The organism is Zhongshania antarctica (assembly GCF_014202945.1).
GTDB lineage: Bacteria > Pseudomonadota > Gammaproteobacteria > Pseudomonadales > Spongiibacteraceae > Spongiibacter > Spongiibacter antarcticus.
In genome coordinates, this window is the sequence record NZ_JACHHW010000007.1 from 24693 (window position 1) to 41675 (window position 16983).

The 16983-nt window shown below is 51.1% G+C and carries 11 protein-coding genes; 9 read left to right on the top strand and 2 right to left on the bottom strand.

Annotated features, from left to right (window positions below):
• Window positions 1-162: 162 nt before the first annotated feature.
• The 6 genes from HNQ57_RS13020 (at window position 163) to HNQ57_RS13045 (ending at window position 8400) form a co-directional block, all read left to right on the top strand.
• Window positions 163-1470 carry a homoserine dehydrogenase gene (locus HNQ57_RS13020; protein ID WP_184463676.1) on the top strand — a complete coding sequence of 436 codons (1308 nt, stop codon included), beginning with the start codon at window positions 163-165 and terminating at the stop codon, window positions 1468-1470.
• 113 nt (window positions 1471-1583) lie between these two features.
• Window positions 1584-2981 (top strand): threonine synthase, encoded by a 1398-nt coding sequence (thrC, locus tag HNQ57_RS13025; protein WP_184463678.1) that lies wholly within the window; start codon window positions 1584-1586, stop codon window positions 2979-2981.
• Window positions 2982-2997: 16 nt separating this feature from the next.
• On the top strand, window positions 2998-4725 hold the full coding sequence (gene recJ / locus HNQ57_RS13030) for a single-stranded-DNA-specific exonuclease RecJ (RefSeq protein ID WP_226968221.1): 1728 nt from the start codon (window positions 2998-3000) through the stop codon (window positions 4723-4725).
• 104 nt (window positions 4726-4829) lie between these two features.
• Window positions 4830-5928, top strand: a protein-coding gene (gene prfB / locus HNQ57_RS13035) for a peptide chain release factor 2 (protein WP_184463680.1) whose coding sequence is annotated in 2 segments (ribosomal slippage) — window positions 4830-4904 and window positions 4906-5928 — 1098 coding nt in all. Because the reading frame shifts where the segments join, the coding sequence is not laid out codon by codon here.
• A 163-nt stretch (window positions 5929-6091) separates the two neighbouring features.
• Window positions 6092-7588 carry a lysine--tRNA ligase gene (gene lysS / locus HNQ57_RS13040; RefSeq protein WP_184463682.1) on the top strand — a complete coding sequence of 499 codons (1497 nt, stop codon included), beginning with the start codon at window positions 6092-6094 and terminating at the stop codon, window positions 7586-7588.
• Window positions 7589-7746: 158 nt separating this feature from the next.
• Window positions 7747-8400, top strand: a complete 654-nt coding sequence (locus HNQ57_RS13045; RefSeq protein ID WP_184463684.1) for a Crp/Fnr family transcriptional regulator — start codon at window positions 7747-7749, stop codon at window positions 8398-8400.
• A gap of 76 nt (window positions 8401-8476) precedes the next feature.
• On the opposite strand, the gene xseA is transcribed toward HNQ57_RS13045, so the two are convergent.
• A complete protein-coding gene (xseA, locus tag HNQ57_RS13050; RefSeq protein ID WP_184463686.1) occupies window positions 8477-9832 on the bottom strand; it encodes an exodeoxyribonuclease VII large subunit in 1356 nt (451 codons plus the stop codon).
• 110 nt (window positions 9833-9942) lie between these two features.
• Between xseA and guaB the strand changes: the two genes are divergently transcribed.
• From guaB to HNQ57_RS13065, 3 genes are all read left to right on the top strand, one after another.
• Entirely contained in the window at window positions 9943-11409 is a 1467-nt protein-coding gene (gene guaB, locus HNQ57_RS13055; protein ID WP_184463687.1) for an IMP dehydrogenase, read from the top strand.
• Between the two features lie 66 nt (window positions 11410-11475).
• Window positions 11476-13098 carry a glutamine-hydrolyzing GMP synthase gene (gene guaA / locus HNQ57_RS13060; RefSeq protein ID WP_221301716.1) on the top strand — a complete coding sequence of 541 codons (1623 nt, stop codon included), beginning with the start codon at window positions 11476-11478 and terminating at the stop codon, window positions 13096-13098.
• A gap of 136 nt (window positions 13099-13234) precedes the next feature.
• Complete coding sequence (locus HNQ57_RS13065; RefSeq protein ID WP_184463691.1) at window positions 13235-13420, top strand: hypothetical protein; 186 nt, start codon at window positions 13235-13237, stop codon at window positions 13418-13420.
• A gap of 55 nt (window positions 13421-13475) precedes the next feature.
• Here HNQ57_RS13065 and HNQ57_RS13070 read toward each other — a convergent pair whose 3' ends face one another.
• The gene (locus HNQ57_RS13070; protein ID WP_184463693.1) at window positions 13476-16853 is read right to left on the bottom strand and encodes a mechanosensitive ion channel domain-containing protein; all 3378 of its coding nucleotides are present in this window, start codon (window positions 16851-16853) and stop codon (window positions 13476-13478) included.
• Window positions 16854-16983 lie beyond the last annotated feature (130 nt).

Sequence of the window (16983 nt, forward strand, 5' to 3'; positions counted from 1 at the left end):
CGAGAATAAAACTCCCTGAATCCCCCCAGACCATAGCCTTAGCGCCCCAGCTTGACTAAAATGCACTCCTTTCGGCTTGGAATTTAACAGTTTCCGTGCCAGTCCCAGTATTGTCGGGCTTCCAGCGCCCGAGATATTGCCTGATGTTTTAAAGGAGCAATAGTGGATTCGGTCAAAGTAGGAATATGTGGTTTAGGAACCGTGGGCAGCGGCACGTTTGCGGTATTGAAGCGCAATGCAGCAGAGATATCTGCTCGGGTTGGCGCCGATATCGTGGTGGCGCAAATTGGTTCGCGTCGCGATAACCCCAAGTGCGAGACCGGCGATGTGGCGATTAATCGCGATGTGTTCGCCGTGGCTGAAAACCCCGAAATCGATATTCTGGTGGAATTGATTGGCGGCACCACTGTAGCCAAAGAACTCGTCTTAAAAGCAATTGCCAACGGCAAGCACGTTGTCACAGCCAATAAGGCGCTGATCGCTGAGCACGGTAATGAGATTTTCGCAGCTGCAGCAGAAAAGGGCGTTACCGTTGCCTTTGAAGCCGCTGTAGCCGGTGGTATTCCCATCATCAAGGCGCTGCGTGAAGGCTTGGCGGGCAATAAAATTCAGTGGCTGGCGGGTATTATCAACGGCACGGGCAACTTCATCCTGTCTGAAATGCGTGAAAAGGGCCGTGACTTTGCCGACGTACTGGCCGAGGCGCAGGAGCTGGGCTATGCCGAAGCTGACCCCACTTTTGACGTGGAAGGTATCGACGCCGCGCATAAACTGGTCATCCTTGCCTCTTTGGCCTTTGGTATTCCTCTGCAATTCGACAAGGTCTTCACCGAGGGCATTAGCCGCATTGCTCAAGAAGACGTGATCTATGCTGAAGAGCTTGGCTACCGTATAAAGCATTTGGGTATTGCCAGAGACACGAGCGACGGTATCGAGCTGCGAGTTCACCCGACTTTGATTCCCGAGAAGCGTCTGATCGCCAATGTAAACGGCGTCATGAACGCGGTGCTAGTACAATCCGACGCGGTTGGCCCTAGCCTGTATTACGGCGCTGGCGCCGGTGGCGAACCCACGGCCTCTGCAGTGGTAGCGGACATTATCGATGTGGCACGCACCTTAAGCTCGTCGCAAAGCAGTCGCGTACCGTATTTGTCGTTCAAAACTGAATCCCTCAGCGCCCACCCAATACTGCCGATTGATGCGGTCGAAACCGCTTACTACCTGCGCATGGCTGCAGTGGATAAGCCTGGTGTACTGTCTAAAGTTGCGCAGATCCTCAGCGACGGCGGAATCAGCATTGAAGCACTGATTCAGAAAGAACCCGCTGACGGCGCGAACTTGGTGCCCATGATCATCCTGACCAATCGCACCATCGAAGCCAAATTGTCGGCTGCAGTAAGCCAGATCGAAGGCTTGGAAAGCATCGTGGGTGAAGTGACTCGGATAAGAGTGGAGTCGTTGGCGGGTTAAGGCCGCTTTACGCGGCACGGGAGACGGGAAACGCCAGTGCGGCTTTTGCGTCTCCCGTCTCCCATCAAGCGTTTAACTACTATAATTTAACGAACATTGAGAGCTAAAAGCACGTGAAATACATTAGCACCCGCGGCAAAGCGCCCGCCCTGAATTTTGAAGACGTTCTGCTGACGGGCCTCGCGCCAGATGGCGGTTTGTATGTGCCCGAGTCTTTGCCCAAGTACAGTAAAGCGCAGATTGCGTCGTGGGCGTCCTTGTCGTATACCGATTTGGCGTTTCAAATTATTCAGCCCTTTATCGGCGGCTGCATTCCTGATGATGACCTCAAAGCGATTATTGACGATACCTATGTGGATTTTCGTCACCCAGCGATAGCGCCGCTGGTGCAGTTAGATCGCAATGAGTGGGTACTGGAATTATTCCAAGGGCCGACCTTGGCCTTTAAAGATTTTGCCCTGCAAATGCTCGGTCGCTTGCTCGATTACGTGCTTGAGCGCCGTCAGCAGAAAGTCGTCATCATGGGCGCGACCTCGGGTGATACTGGCTCGGCTGCGATCCAAGGCTGCAAGCGCTGCAGCAATATCGACATTTTCATATTGCATCCTTATCAGCGGGTATCAGAAGTACAGCGTCGCCAGATGACCACGGTGGTAGGCGACAATATTCACAATATTGCGGTGCGCGGTCACTTTGATCACTGTCAGGCGATGGTGAAAGCCAGTTTTGCCGATCAGAGCTTCCTGCCTGAAGGTCGTCAGTTGGTTGCGGTTAACTCGATCAACTGGGCGCGGATTATGGCCCAGATCGTTTACTACTTTTACGCGGCTTACGCCGTTGGCGCGCCAGATCGCTCAGTGAGTTTCTCTGTGCCCACTGGTAACTTTGGTGACATTTACGCTGGGTATTTGGCTAAGTGCATGGGGCTGCCAATTGAGCAGTTAGTGGTGGCGACCAACCAAAACGATATTCTGCACCGTTTTATTAGCGGTAATAAGTTTGAAAAGCACGAGCTGCAGCACACCTTGTCGCCGAGCATGGATATTGTCGTTTCTAGCAATTTTGAACGGATGTTATTTGACTGCTATGACCGCGATGGTGCCGCCATTGATGATTTAATGACGAAGATGAATACCGAGACCGTTTCGATTCCTGATGCGGCGTTTGCTAAAGTACGCGGTCTGTTCGATAGCTACGGTGTTAACGACGAAGAAACCGTGGCCATGATCGCCTCGGTTTATGAAAACAATGAGTATCTGCTCGACCCTCACTCAGCGATTGGTGTTAAGGCCGCCCGCGAATGCCGTCGTGATACCGCTACGCCAATGATCACTTTGGCCACCGCGCACCCGGCTAAATTCCCCGAAGCGGTGATGAAAGCGGGCTACCCTACGGCGCCAGCCTTACCCCACCACATGAGCGATCTCTTCGATTTGGACGAGCGCTATGAGGTCGTCGACAATAAACTGGAAGACGTGCACGCGATGATCGCCGCGAATATTCGCGCATGATTTGCTCCCTAACGTAGTGACAGACTTTCCCAAGATAATCCTTCGTGAACCCGCCGCCGCAGAATTTTCTGCGGCAGTGCCGACCCTTCTGCAAAGACTCTACGCCAGCCGTGGCTTGTTTCGCGATGCTGATCTGGAATCTGGTTTAGAGCATTTACCCAAACCAGAAATGAAAGGCATGGCAGAGGCTTGCGCCTTGCTCGCCAATGCCCTCGAAAAGCAGCATCGCCTATTAATTGTCGGTGATTTTGACTGCGACGGCGCAACCAGTACCAGTCTTGCGGTTTTGGGCTTGCGGGCCTTGGGCGCGGCGGATGTGGATTATTTGGTACCCAACCGCTTTGAATACGGTTACGGCCTCACGCCTGAAATTGTCGCGGTAGCGGCGGAGCGCCAGCCAGATTTAATTATTACTGTTGATAACGGCATCTCCAGTATCGACGGTGTTGCCGCTGCGGCTAAGCTGGGCATTCCGGTGTTGGTTACCGATCACCACTTGCCCGGTGACTCACTGCCCCAAGCCGCCGCGATTGTGAATCCTAATCAGCACGGCTGCCCCTTTGCTGGTAAATCCTTGGCTGGGGTAGGGGTGATGTTCTATGTGCTGCTGGCATTGCGTAGCGAGTTGCAGCAGCGGGGCTGGTTTACTGGCGAGCGCGCTAAACCTAACTTGGCCGAGTTCCTGGATTTGGTCGCCCTCGGCACCGTCGCTGACGTCGTGCCGCTGGAGCACCTCAACCGCATTTTGGTTGAACAGGGCTTGCGCCGTATTCGTGCGGGTCGCTGTCGTCCGGGCATACAGGCTTTGCTGAGAGTGGCGGGTAAAGAGTCTGGCCGCTTAGTTGCATCGGACATGGGCTTTTCGATTGGCCCGCGTTTAAACGCGGCGGGCCGCCTAGACGATATGAGCCTGGGTATTCGCTGCTTGCTTACTGAAGATGCCGATACCGCGCTAAATTTGGCCGCCGAGCTAGACGATTTAAACCGCGAGCGCCGTTCAATAGAGCAAAGCATGAAAGACGATGCGATGCGGGTATTAGCGCATTTGCAGCTCGACCCCACGGCGGTGCCAAACGGGATATGTCTTTACGACCCAACATGGCATCAGGGAGTGGTCGGGATACTTGCCTCGCGGATTAAAGACCGCTACCACCGGCCCGTGATCGCCTTTGCCGATGCTGATGGTGAAGAAATCAAAGGCTCGGCGCGCTCGATTCCAGGCCTGCACATGCGTGATGCCCTCGATTTAATTGCCAAGCGCCACCCGGGTTTGCTCAATAAATTTGGTGGCCACGCCATGGCGGCGGGCATGAGTTTAGCCAAAGCTGATTACGAGCGATTTGCTAAGGCGTTTGACGCCATTGTGGCGGAGTTAACTAGCGCGGAACAATTGACTGCCGCGGTATACAGTGACGGCGAATTGACCGCCGAGGATTTGTCGCTAGAGCGGGCAGAATTACTGCGCGGCGCAGGCCCTTGGGGACAGAACTTCCCTGAGCCGCTGTTTCACGGCCGGTTTCGCCTCGTGCAGCAGCGTATTGTTGGCGCGCGGCATTTGAAGATGGTCTTGGCGCCGGAGCAGGGTGGCGAACAAATTTTTGACGCTATCGCCTTTAATATCGACACCGATGTGTGGCCCAGCCCCACAACTGAATACGTCGAGCTAGTCTATAAACTCGACAGCAATCTGTTTCGTGAGCGCCTGTCTTTGCAGCTTATGGTCGAACACCTGCGCTCGCTGTGAACGCCTTAATTGCCCCTTGTGAGTAATTGCCCCCGCGATGCTTTGCGGGAGCTGGCTCATCAGGTAAAATGCCGCCCTTTCCACGTGATACCGGATAATCTTCAATGTTAGAAGTCAACGCGATACGTCAGTCCCTAAAAAGCATGAGCGAAAGAACCGACGTGCTTCGGGGGTATCTTTGACTACGCTAACAAGAAAGAGCGTTTATTTGAGGTAGAGCTCGAGCTGGGCGACCCTAAAGTGTGGGACGACGCTAAGCGCGCCCAAGAGTTGGGTCGTGAGCGCGCCGCGCTAGAAGCGGTAGTGGCGACGATAGATGAATTAGACAGCGGTGTGTCCGATTGCAAAGAGCTTTTGGATATGGCGGTTGAAGAGGGTGACGAAGACACCATCAGCGGTATGCAGGTCGATGTCGACCGCTTGGAAGCCTCCTTGGGCGCTCTTGAATTTCGTCGGATGTTCTCTGGCGAGATGGACCCTAACAACTGCTATCTGGATATTCAGTCAGGCTCTGGCGGTACCGAAGCGCAGGACTGGGCCAATATGGTGTTGCGCATGTATTTGCGCTGGTGCGAGGCCAAGGGCTTCAAAGCTGAATTGGTGGAACTGTCAGACGGTGAAGTGGCGGGTATTAAAAGTGCGACTATTCATATTCAGGGCGAATACGCGTTTGGCTGGCTGCGCACCGAGACGGGTGTGCACCGTCTAGTACGGAAATCGCCTTTTGACTCGGGCAATCGTCGCCACACCTCATTTTGCTCGGTATTTATATCGCCAGAGATTGATGACGATATCGAAATTGATATCAATCCATCAGACGTGCGCACCGATACCTATCGGGCCAGCGGCGCGGGTGGTCAGCACATAAACAAAACCGATTCTGCGGTGCGTTTAACCCACGTGCCGACGAATATTGTGGTGCAGTGCCAAAACCAGCGCTCGCAACATCAGAACCGCGACAGCGCGTGGAAAATGCTAAAAGCAAAACTCTACGAACTGGAAATGCAAAAGCGCAATAGTGCCGCGCAAGAGCTGGAAGACAGCAAGTCGGATATCGGTTGGGGAAGTCAAATTCGCTCCTACGTTTTAGACGATCAGCGCATTAAAGATTTGCGCACCAATGTGCAGACCAGTAACTGCAATGCGGTGTTAGATGGCGATTTAGATCAGTTTATTGAAGCAAGTTTGAAGTTCGGCCTTTAGCTGGCTGAGTCGGGTGTCGGAAGTCTGACGTCTGACGAGAAGTTCGCACAAGTGTTAAGCAGGGCGCTGAGATCGGCGCCTTAATTTTCAAATACAAATAAGCAGCGCGCTGCTTTTAATACGTCCGACGTCAGACCTCCGACGCCCGACTTAGGAACCCAATATGTCTGATAACCACAACGAAGTTGAAAACGCCCAGGAAGAGAATCGCTTAATCGCCGAGCGTCGCGCCAAGCTGAGCGCGATTCGCGAAAAACGCAATGCCTTCCCTAATCACTTCCGTCGTGAAGACTACGCCCAGCGCCTGCAAGATGAGTTGTCTGAGAAGGGTAAAGAAGAACTTGAGGTCTTAGATCGCAAGGCTAGCATCGCCGGTCGTATTATGGCCAAGCGCGGGCCCTTTATGGTGCTGCAGGACATGACTGGTCGTATTCAGGTTTATGTCGATAAAAAGCTCCTGCCAGCTGAGCTGATTACCGAAATTAAAACCTGGGATATCGGCGATATTATTTCAGCAACTGGCCCTGTGCATAAGTCTGGCAAGGGCGACCTCTACGTGAATATGCATGAGACCTCCTTGCTGACCAAATCGCTGCGACCATTGCCAGATAAATTCCATGGTCTGACAGATCAAGAAACCCGCTACCGTCAGCGTTATGTCGATTTGATCATGAACGAAACCTCGCGCCGGACCTTCGCGATTCGCTCAAAAATGATCAGCTCAATTCGCAATTTCTTGCAGCAAAAAGACTTTGTTGAAGTTGAAACTCCAATGATGCAAGTCATTCCCGGCGGCGCCAGCGCGCGGCCGTTTGTAACGCATCACAATGCCCTGAGCATGGACATGTATCTGCGTATTGCGCCTGAGCTGTACCTAAAGCGTTTGGTCGTTGGCGGCATAGAGCGGGTGTTTGAAATCAACCGTAACTTCCGCAACGAAGGGCTTTCTACTCGGCACAACCCAGAATTCACCATGATCGAATTCTACCAAGCCTATGCCGATTACAAAGACATGATGGACTTGACCGAAGCCATGCTGCGCAATACGGCGCAGGAAGTCTTGGGCACGACCATCATCACCTACCAAGGCAGCGAATACGATTTCGGTAAGCCGTTTACCCGCCTGTCAGTATTTGATTCGGTGTTGCAGTACAACCCAGAAATTACTGCAGAACAGCTCAGCGATATGGTACAGGCCACTGAAATTGCGGTAAAACTTGGCGTTAAAGTCAAAGACACGTGGGGCTTAGGCAAAATCCAGATCGAGATTTTTGAAGAGACCGTTGAACACAAGCTTGATCAGCCGACTTTCATTACTGAGTATCCTACCGAAGTCTCGCCACTGGCCCGCCGCAGTGACGGCAACCCCTTTGTGACTGACCGCTTTGAATTCTTTGTCGGTGGTCGGGAGCTGGCTAACGGCTTCTCGGAGCTTAACGACCCAGAAGACCAAGCCGAGCGCTTTATGGCGCAAGTTGCCGAGAAAGACGGCGGCGACGATGAAGCCATGCACTACGACGCCGACTACATCGCCGCGCTTGAATATGGCTTACCGCCAACCGCCGGTGAAGGTATTGGTATTGACCGCTTGGTGATGCTGTTCACCGACTCACCGTCGATTCGGGATGTATTGCTGTTTCCACATATGCGACCAGAGTAGGTCTGATGTCGGAAGTCTGGCGTCGGACGTATGCAGAGTGCATATTTAAGCGTCAGACATCTGACTTCCGACGTCCAGCGTAAAACCCGCCTAGACAGCCACTTACGCAACTATGCTATAGTAACCTCCACGTTTTATCGTCCTTGGGGAATGTGGTAATGAGTATCGAAAACGTCGATTTATTTGACGGCCTGATGCCGGAAGAGATCCAAATTTTGCGCGACACCAGTGTGTTGCGGGACTTCGCTAAAAACACGGTTTTGATTCACGAGGGCGACGTTGCAGACTCCCTTTATGTTGTGGAGTCGGGCCGAGTTAAAGTGTATTGCAGCGATAAAAGCGGCAAAGACTTCGTACTGAATATTCTTGAAGATGGTGACTACTTTGGCGAATTAGCCTTGTTGGATGACGACAAGCGCTCAGCCTCGGTGCGCGCTATGGAAGCGACCAAGGTACGTATCGTTTACAAGGAGGATTTCAAAGCGATATTGGATATGCACCCCAATATCACCCGTATCCTCAATAAAAACTTAACTCGCCGTATTCGTAAACTCACTAACGATGTCAAGAGTTTGGCCTTGCAGGATGTGTACGGTCGAGTGGTTAAAGTACTGACGAATCTGGCCCAGCCCGCGGGTGACGACGGCAGTATGCGTATTGATGAAAAACTCACTCAGCAAGAAATTGCTGACCGGGTGGGCTCGTCCCGCGAAATGGTAGCGCGAATATTAAAAGACCTGACCATTGGAGAATACATCGATGTTGAAGGTCGGCATATTGTGATTAAGCGCAAACTTCCGGAAAGCTATTAATATAAATTTTATACCGAAGGCAAGTTCTTGGCTTCGGTATAAAATTGTTAAGTCGTCATTCCTGTTTCGTTAAAACTCACGTGGCCGTGCTTGATTTAACCAGCAGTTTCGCAGTTCCCTGGCTAAATTTTGCACGCAACTCTTGGTCTGTACTAAGTTGGTCTGCATTATTGATTATCTGGCCGCTGGTATCCTGAATAATAGAATACCCTCTATTTAAGGTCTGCTCGGGCCCTAGGTTGCGCAGTTGTTGCTCAAGGTTCAGGCTGGCGGCTTTATTTTGCTTTAGATTTTGCTTGATGGCGTTAACCATGCGCTTGCGCAACTGGCTAAGGTCGCGCTGCTTATTGTTAAGCTGGCGCTGAGGGTTTAGCAGGGATAGCTGCTGGTTGGCCGCGCCAAGGCGCTGCTGGCGCCGACGCTGGCTTTGCTGCCACTGCCGTTGCAGGCGAAGTTCTAAATCATCTAGGCGCTGACTTTGCTCTCGCAACTGACTGCGCGGGTCGCGAACCCGACGGCTTAATGACAAGAGTTGCTCTTGCCAGCGTCGTAGTCGTAATTGCTGTGACTTGGCGAGGCGACCTTTGAGTAAATGCAGCTTAGAGATTAGCTCGGTTTGATCTGGGCTAAGCAGCTCGGCTGCCGCAGATGGCGTGGCCGCGCGTATATCGGCAACAAAGTCGCTAATACTGAAATCCACTTCGTGGCCCACGGCGCTAATTACGGGCAATTCTGAGTCGTGAATTGCAGCGGCAACAATATGCTCGTTAAACGGCCATAAATCTTCTAGTGAGCCACCGCCACGGGAGACCAGTATTAGGTCAAAGTCTTGCTGTTTAGTGCGCACCCAATGGTTGGCTTGGGCAATGGCGTTGGCAATTTGGCCAGCGGCGTTGTTACCCTGCACTAATACGGGCAATACACTGATTTGCATCGTTGGCCAGCGACGTTTAAATACGGATAAAATGTCGTGAATAGCCGCGCCAGTAGGGGAGGTCACTACCGCAACGTGTTTGATGGTGGCCGGTAGCGGTTTTTTGTGTTCGGGGTCGAACCAGCCTGCAGCCAAGAGTTCTTGCTTGAGTTTTTCAAACGCCAAGGCCAGCGCGCCAGCGCCAGCTTGCTGCATACTGTCGACAATGAGCTGGTAGTCACCACGGCCTTCATAGAGGCTGACTTTGCCGCGAACGCTGACTTGCTGGCCGGGCTCGGGGTTAAAGTTAACCCGCATATTCTTACCCTTAAAGAAGGCGCAGCGAATTTGGGCGCGGTCGTCTTTTAGGGTGAAATACCAGTGGCCGGAGCTGGGGCGCGATAAGGTCGACAATTCGCCGGTCACGTTGACCTGGGCAAAACAGTCTTCAAGTAATTGTTTAGCCAAACCGTTTAATTGGCTGACAGAGAGAGTTTGTGGCGGTTCTTGTGTAGTCATGGCGCTATTGTAGCAAGATATAGTGGGTAGTTCGCCAAGAATCGGTTTACTAAGAGGGCGGTATCGCTTAAAATTGCGAGGATTCTAGCCACCGGCATTGGAATCTATTTATGCTACGTATTGCCCAAGAAGCACTCACCTTTGATGACGTTCTTCTGCTCCCAGGTTACTCCGAGGTTACCGCTAAAGACGTTAGCCTAAAAACTCAGCTGACCCGTAATATCTCACTGAATATTCCCCTTGTGTCTGCCGCAATGGATACTGTCACTGAAAGCGCGCTGGCGATTGCCCTCGCTCAGGAAGGCGGCATCGGCATTATTCACAAGAGCATGACCATTGCTCAGCAAGCTCAAGAAGTGCGCGCGGTTAAAAAGCACGAGAGCGGTATAGTTAAAGATCCAATCACCATTGAAGCGAGCGCACCACTTAGCGAATTGTTTGAGCTACGTCGTCGCCATAAAATCTCCGGCGTTCCCGTTCTCGATAAAGGCGAGCTGGTTGGTATTGTCACCAGCCGTGATGTGCGCTTCCAAGAAGAATTAAACGTTCCTGTTTCTAGCATGATGACCCCGAAAGAAAAGCTGGTCACGGTTAAAGAGGGCGTGGATATGGTGGTAGCCAGAGAGCTACTGCACCGTCACCGTATTGAAAAAGTCTTAGTGGTCAATGACGATTTTAAATTGACTGGCATGATCACCGTTAAAGACATGAACAACGCCCAGACTTATCCCCATGCCTGTAAAGACAGCCAGGGCCAGTTGCGGGTTGGCGCATCGGTTGGCACTAGTGCAGATACCGATGATCGCGTTGCCGCACTGGTTGCCGCTGGCGTAGATGTATTGGTGGTTGATACCGCGCATGGTCATTCTATGAATGTATTAAATCGGGTGCGCTGGATTAAAGAAAATTATCCGCAGGTGGACGTGATCGGCGGCAATATCGCGACTGGCGCAGCGGCTTTGGCGCTACTCGAAGCTGGCGCCGACGCGGTTAAGGTCGGTATCGGTCCAGGCTCCATTTGTACTACTCGTATTGTGACTGGTGTTGGTGTTCCGCAAATTAGTGCTATTGCTAACGTTGCCGCAGCCCTTAAAGGCACCGGTGTACCGCTCATCGCCGATGGCGGTATTCGCTTTTCCGGTGATTTGTCTAAAGCTGTGGTTGCTGGTGCTAACTGCATTATGATGGGCTCGATGTTTGCCGGTACCGAAGAAGCGCCAGGCGAGGTCGAGTTATTCCAAGGTCGTACTTATAAGTCGTACCGTGGCATGGGTTCACTCGGCGCAATGACCAAAACCCAGGGCTCTAGTGATCGCTATTTCCAAAGTGCTGACGATGGCGCCGAGAAACTCGTACCCGAGGGTATTGAAGGTCGCGTCGCCTATAAAGGCCCGCTGGCCGTGATTGTCCATCAGTTGATGGGCGGCCTGCGCTCAGCCATGGGATATACCGGTAGCCTCGACATTGAAGCTATGCGCAACAATCCTGAGTTTGTGCGGGTGACCTCGGCAGGCATGAACGAAAGCCATGTACACGACGTGAGCATCACCAAAGAAGCGCCCAATTACCCTACCTAGGGGGTAGTGGTCATTATTTTTTTGAATTAACAAACCCGCTACCGTAGCGGGTTTGCTGTTTTATTTATGTTCACATTTGCCGTGAACCTTGTTGAGAGAATTGCCGTGTCAATCCCAGATATCCACGCCCACCGTATTTTGATTCTAGATTTTGGCTCTCAGTACACCCAGCTGATTGCGCGGCGTATTCGTGAAATTGGCGTATATTGCGAGATTCGCGCCTTTGATATTAGCGATGACGATATCAATGAATTCAAACCCTCAGGCTTTATCTTGGCGGGTGGGCCAGAGTCGGTAACGGAAGCAGGTTCGCCACGAGCGCCACAATTGGTGTTCGAATTGGGTGTACCGGTATTGGGCATTTGCTACGGCATGCAGACCATGGCCGAGCAAATGGGCGGTAAGGTAGAAGGCTCGCCGGTTCACGAATTTGGCTACGCGCAAATCAAACTGGAAACCGCTGGCGCGCTAACTGCAGACATTGCCGACCATATTGACAGCAAAGACGGCAAGGCGCTGCTGGATGTGTGGATGAGTCATGGCGACAAGGTCATTCGCTTGCCAGAAGGGTTTGAGGTTTTGGCCTCTACGCCATCTTGTCCGATTGCGGCGATGCAGTGCGAGGCAAAGAAGTTCTACGGCGTGCAGTTTCACCCAGAAGTTACTCACACCTTACAAGGCCAGCGCATATTCGAACATTTTGTCTTGAAGCTGTGTGGCTGTGAAGCACTGTGGACGCCCGCCAATATTGTTGAAGACGCCATTGCCAAAGTGCGCGCTCAAGTTGGTAACCAAAAGGTATTACTGGGTCTTTCTGGCGGTGTAGACAGTTCAGTCGTCGCAGCCTTGCTGCACAAGGCCATTGGCACACAGCTTACCTGCGTGTTTGTTGATAATGGCCTGCTTCGTAAAAACGAAGGCGATCAGGTTATGGAAATGTTCGCTAAGAATATGGGCGTGAAGGTTATTCGCGTCGATGCCGAAGAAGCGTTTTTAAGCAAGCTGGCCGGCGAAGCCGATCCTGAGAAAAAACGTAAATCCATTGGCAATACCTTTATCGAAATCTTCGACCAAGAAGCCACCAAGCTCAAAGATGTTAACTTCCTTGCGCAGGGCACAATCTACCCCGACGTAATTGAATCTGCGGCCTCTAAAACAGGTAAAGCCCACGTTATTAAATCTCACCACAATGTTGGCGGCCTGCCCGACGACATGGCAATGGATTTGGTTGAGCCACTGCGCGAGCTCTTTAAAGACGAAGTGCGCCGCATTGGTTTAGAACTAGGTTTACCTTACGACATGGTCTATCGCCATCCATTCCCTGGTCCCGGTTTGGGGGTGCGGATCTTGGGTGAAGTGAAAAAAGAATTTGCTGATATTCTTCGTGAAGCCGACGCCATTTTCTTAGAAGAACTGCACCGCGCTGACTGGTACCATAAAACCAGCCAAGCCTTTGCCGTGTTCCTGCCGGTGAAATCGGTTGGTGTCGTAGGGGACGCCCGTCGCTACGAATACGTTATTGCGCTACGTGCCGTAGAGACTATCGACTTCATGACCGCGCGCTGGGCACACCTGCCATATGAGCTGTTAGAAACCGTATCAAACCGCATTATCAATGAGATAAAGCAGGTTTCACGAGTCGCCTACGACGTAAGCAGCAAACCGCCAGCGACCATTGAGTGGGAATAGCGAATTTGAGGTAAGGTCTGCTGAATTAAATTCAGAATTCAGTGCTGCGGTTTTTGGTTGCCGGCGTACCGCCGGCATTGCTTAGAAGATTACTTGCTCAGATCTTACAATCATAGGTAGCAATGTGATACTAATCATGAAAACTGAGTTTGAAAACCTACAGCAGAATGCCGCGCATTCTTATGATGTGGATACCAATACCGATAAGCAGGTTCTTAAAATCTATTGCGGTGAAGTGTTGATTGCCAAAAAGATCAAACAGAAAAAATCCATTCGCTACTTTGGGGTTCGGGATTACCAGAAGTACCTGCACTCAGTTTAATCGTTTTTTATAAGTACAGTATCAAGCGGCCTTTTGGCCGCTGCCATCGCATAGTCTATTGCTCGTCCTCTGATCTGATCCATATATCCCGTTGTGGGAAGGGGATTTCTATTTCGTGTTTTCTCAGCGTTGCCTCTATTTCCACGTGAATCTCGTGAATTAAGGGCATGATGTCGAGCATGCTGGGTACAAATACGCGGAGTTCGAAGTTGAGGCTACTGTCGCCAAAGCCGACAAAAAAGACGGATGGCGGCGGATCTCTGGTAATTCGACGGTTGTCTTCAATGACTTTAGAGAGCAATTTATGCACGGCAATCACATCAGAGCCGTAAGCGACGCCTACTTTAATTATTTGCCGGGTAATAGAGTCGCTTAATGTCCAATTGGTGAGCTGCTCAGTAATAAAGGTTTTGTTGGGAATTATCTGCTCCTTGCGATCCCAGTCGGTGAGTGTTGTCGCGCGAATACGGATGCGGGTAACGGTTCCGGTGTGATTGCCGACCGTGACGGTATCGCCGACGCGAATGGGTCGCTCGAATAAGATGAGTAACCCGGAAACAAAATTAGCCACAATTTCTTGTAAGCCGAAACCAAGGCCGACACCGAGCGCGGCGACGAGCCACTGCAGTTTCGACCATTGAGCGCCGATAATATTCAGTGAAACAATAATGCCAACCATCACGATAATGTATTTCACCACGGTGGTGATGGCATAGCTGCTACCGGATTCGAGTTGCAGTTTACGTAGGATCGAAATTTCTAAAATGCCGGGTAAATTGCGCGCGCCCAAATACGTTAAGGTCATCATGATGACGGCAATGATACCGTCGGCAAGAGTGATTGCCTTGTCACCCAGTGCGGGATTGTCACCCGTCACGTGCCAAAGTTCGACGGTATTGAGTATGCTCAGTGCCGGTAGTATTTCTGCCCATAATTCCCAGCCTAGAAGGATTGCCGCAACGCCAGTTAATAAGCCTAAAAAGCCTCTGGTTTGCTGGGTAATCGTGTCCATGTCGTATTCAGTGGCATCAATGGATTCGGGCATTCCTTCGCCGGCATTGTCTGCCGCTTGGCGATTCGCGTTTTGTGCTTGTTCGGCTTTGCGCTTTACTCGCAGCCGCTCGAGCGTCATACGCCGTTCAATTACTGAGAATATGCGTAAGGTCAGGGAGTAGAGTATAAACAGTACTGCCATTAAACATGCAGTTACAAAGAGCTTATTTTGGATCATGAGTGCTGAGAAATGATAGCCGTACCAAGACAGGCCGAGCAGTGTTAAGGGGATGCAAACTGCCACTGCGTGAACGAAATATTTAAAGCTGATTCTCCGGCTAGAGACCTGATTTCTCAGTAAGAAGAGTTGCCATAATACGCGGTGTGTTACGTAGGCGAGCGCTAAAGACGATATGCTGAACAGTATACGGCTAATAATAGTATTGCCATCTGCGCTGTGGTCTGCAATGGGTATGAAAAGCGAGACAAAAACCAGTGTTAAGGTAAGCCAGCGTAGATTTTTTCTGGTGACGTTAATGATGTCGAGACGCCATTTGAAATGGAATTCTGCAACTCCGTCTGGTCGGCATATTTCGCGAAAGACATTTAGCAGTAGCCACAAGCCCGCTGCATTCTTAAGCCCTTGGTGAATTTGCTCTGTGAATGCGCCGCCATCTGATGTTAAAACGGCTAAGAAGCCAAGCGCTAAGGGGCCTGGTGAGGCCAGTACAAGGGATACTAGCAATGCCAGCGCTGTGTAGGAAAATCGGTCTCGATTTACCTTGCCGACGTTCGTCGCTAGCGTTTTTAACAGCGTGAGTAATCGTGACTTCAGTAAAAGAATGAGCGTCGGAACGGCGAGTAAAAAAAGCTGCCATTTATTATTCCAGGGTGTATTTTTGGACAAGTTGTTTGCTTGCCATTTCGGTAGGCGCGCCGACCAAGGAGAGTCTTGCTCTATTGCTTGCTTTAGCTGAGTCCATAGTGGTGTTGTGCTTGGAATCCACAGCAGACGACTATTAAGCAGCTCAATGTATTCAGCCGTTTTTGTGTTCAGGGCGATATTTTCACTTCGGGTAGTCATTATTGTTTCAATATACCGTCGGTAGATTTTGGTGCCGTTCTGAAGCAGTTGGCGTTGTTCGTCGTGCAGCTCGTCGCGCTGTGAATTCAGGCCTGTGCTATTCTCTTTGGTCATTAAATACTGGCGGTCTTCGAGGCGAAGTTTAGTCAATTGGGCGCGGGCGAGTTCTTCTTCTAGCGCCTTAGTTTTTAGTGTTAGTGCAGCGCGCTGGAAGAACTGCTGGCGCTGTTCGAGTAGATCGACGCCCAAGGTTGACAGGCGGTCGGCGCCAGTGATGGCAAGCTGCTGTGCCATGCTGTTGGAATAACGTTCAACGTAGGACCGCTCATCACGTAGCCCCGCTAGTTTGTTGAGTAAATCGTCTGTGCGCGCCGTGACGTTGGCAATATCGCTAGCGAGTTCGGCGTTATCTTGGGCAATTTTTTTAATCTCTTCATCCGCATTTTCTAGCTCAACAAGGCGTTGTTGGGCTTGCTCAGCAATAGTATTGGCCTGATTTCGGCGGGCGCTACTTACGGCTTCTTGTAGTTTTTCGATTGCTTGATTCGCAATATCGATTTTTCTTACTACTAAGCGTTGCTGAAGGTCCAAAATTTCAAGTCGTGAATCTCTGGAAATTAAGCGTTGTCGCAATAATTCAACTCGTGCATTGGCGGCTACGCTTTCGCTCTCGTTGAACGCTCGGCGCGCTCTGGCTAGTTCTGTTGTTTGGCTTTCGGGACTCTCTGCTAATTGCGCTTCAGCGTTAGACTGCTTCTGCAAGGCAGTCTCTATTAGTGGCGAAACGTCTTGTTGCGCAGATAGTATTCGCGCGTTTATAGCGGTTTCTTCGCTGTGGAGCTCGAGTAAAGTGGCCTGTTGATTGAGTAAGCGTTTTTCGAGAAGACTAAGCTTACCGCTAACGTCGATTTCTGGGAGGGGCTGGTCAAGTTTCTGCTGAATCTCTGCCTGCCGTGTGGCAGCCGTCGCGATTTGGTCGATATATCCTTGGGCTTGATTGCGGTCTTCTGTTGCTTGCGCCAAATTGTCGAGGGCTTGCTGGTAGAGTTGGACAATAAAATCGCGTTGTTCGGAATTGAGTTTTTCAGAGGATTGCGCCGCATTTAGACGAAGTTGCAGGTCATTACTCGTTTGTTGGGTGAATGTTGATTCAGCGTAGCTCGGGTGTGCGGTAACACTAAACAGTATGCAAAATAGACGTACGGTGAATAAGGCGTACCGGTATATTTGAGGTTTTAGCTGCACTCGGCTGGCGTTAGCCGTGTTACGGCTGTTTCTGGGTAAGCAAACTAGGTGAACCCCTGTTGTCTGTGGGGCGTCTTGCTTAGGTGTTTGATTTTGTTGATAAGATGACATGTGTTGCCTTTACGAAGTCCAGAACCTGCTAAACGCTGGCTTAGCCTAAGGACTATTGGGTTGTTGTGAAAATATTACAACTGACGGTAGCAGAAATAAAAGCAGACGCGTAGGTAAAAGAGTGCCGAGC

Bases quoted from the DNA above. Each gene is read 5' to 3' on its own strand.
- HNQ57_RS13065 (WP_184463691.1), top strand. From the start codon at position 13,235: ATGAAAACTGAGTTTGAAAACCTACAGCAGAATGCCGCGCATTCTTAT.
- xseA (WP_184463686.1), bottom strand. From the start codon at position 9,832: ATGACTACACAAGAACCGCCACAAACTCTCTCTGTCAGCCAATTAAAC.
- HNQ57_RS13070 (WP_184463693.1), bottom strand. From the start codon at position 16,853: ATGTCATCTTATCAACAAAATCAAACACCTAAGCAAGACGCCCCACAG.
- lysS (WP_184463682.1), top strand. From the start codon at position 6,092: ATGTCTGATAACCACAACGAAGTTGAAAACGCCCAGGAAGAGAATCGC.
- guaB (WP_184463687.1), top strand. From the start codon at position 9,943: ATGCTACGTATTGCCCAAGAAGCACTCACCTTTGATGACGTTCTTCTG.
- HNQ57_RS13045 (WP_184463684.1), top strand. From the start codon at position 7,747: ATGAGTATCGAAAACGTCGATTTATTTGACGGCCTGATGCCGGAAGAG.
- guaA (WP_221301716.1), top strand. From the start codon at position 11,476: ATGTTCACATTTGCCGTGAACCTTGTTGAGAGAATTGCCGTGTCAATC.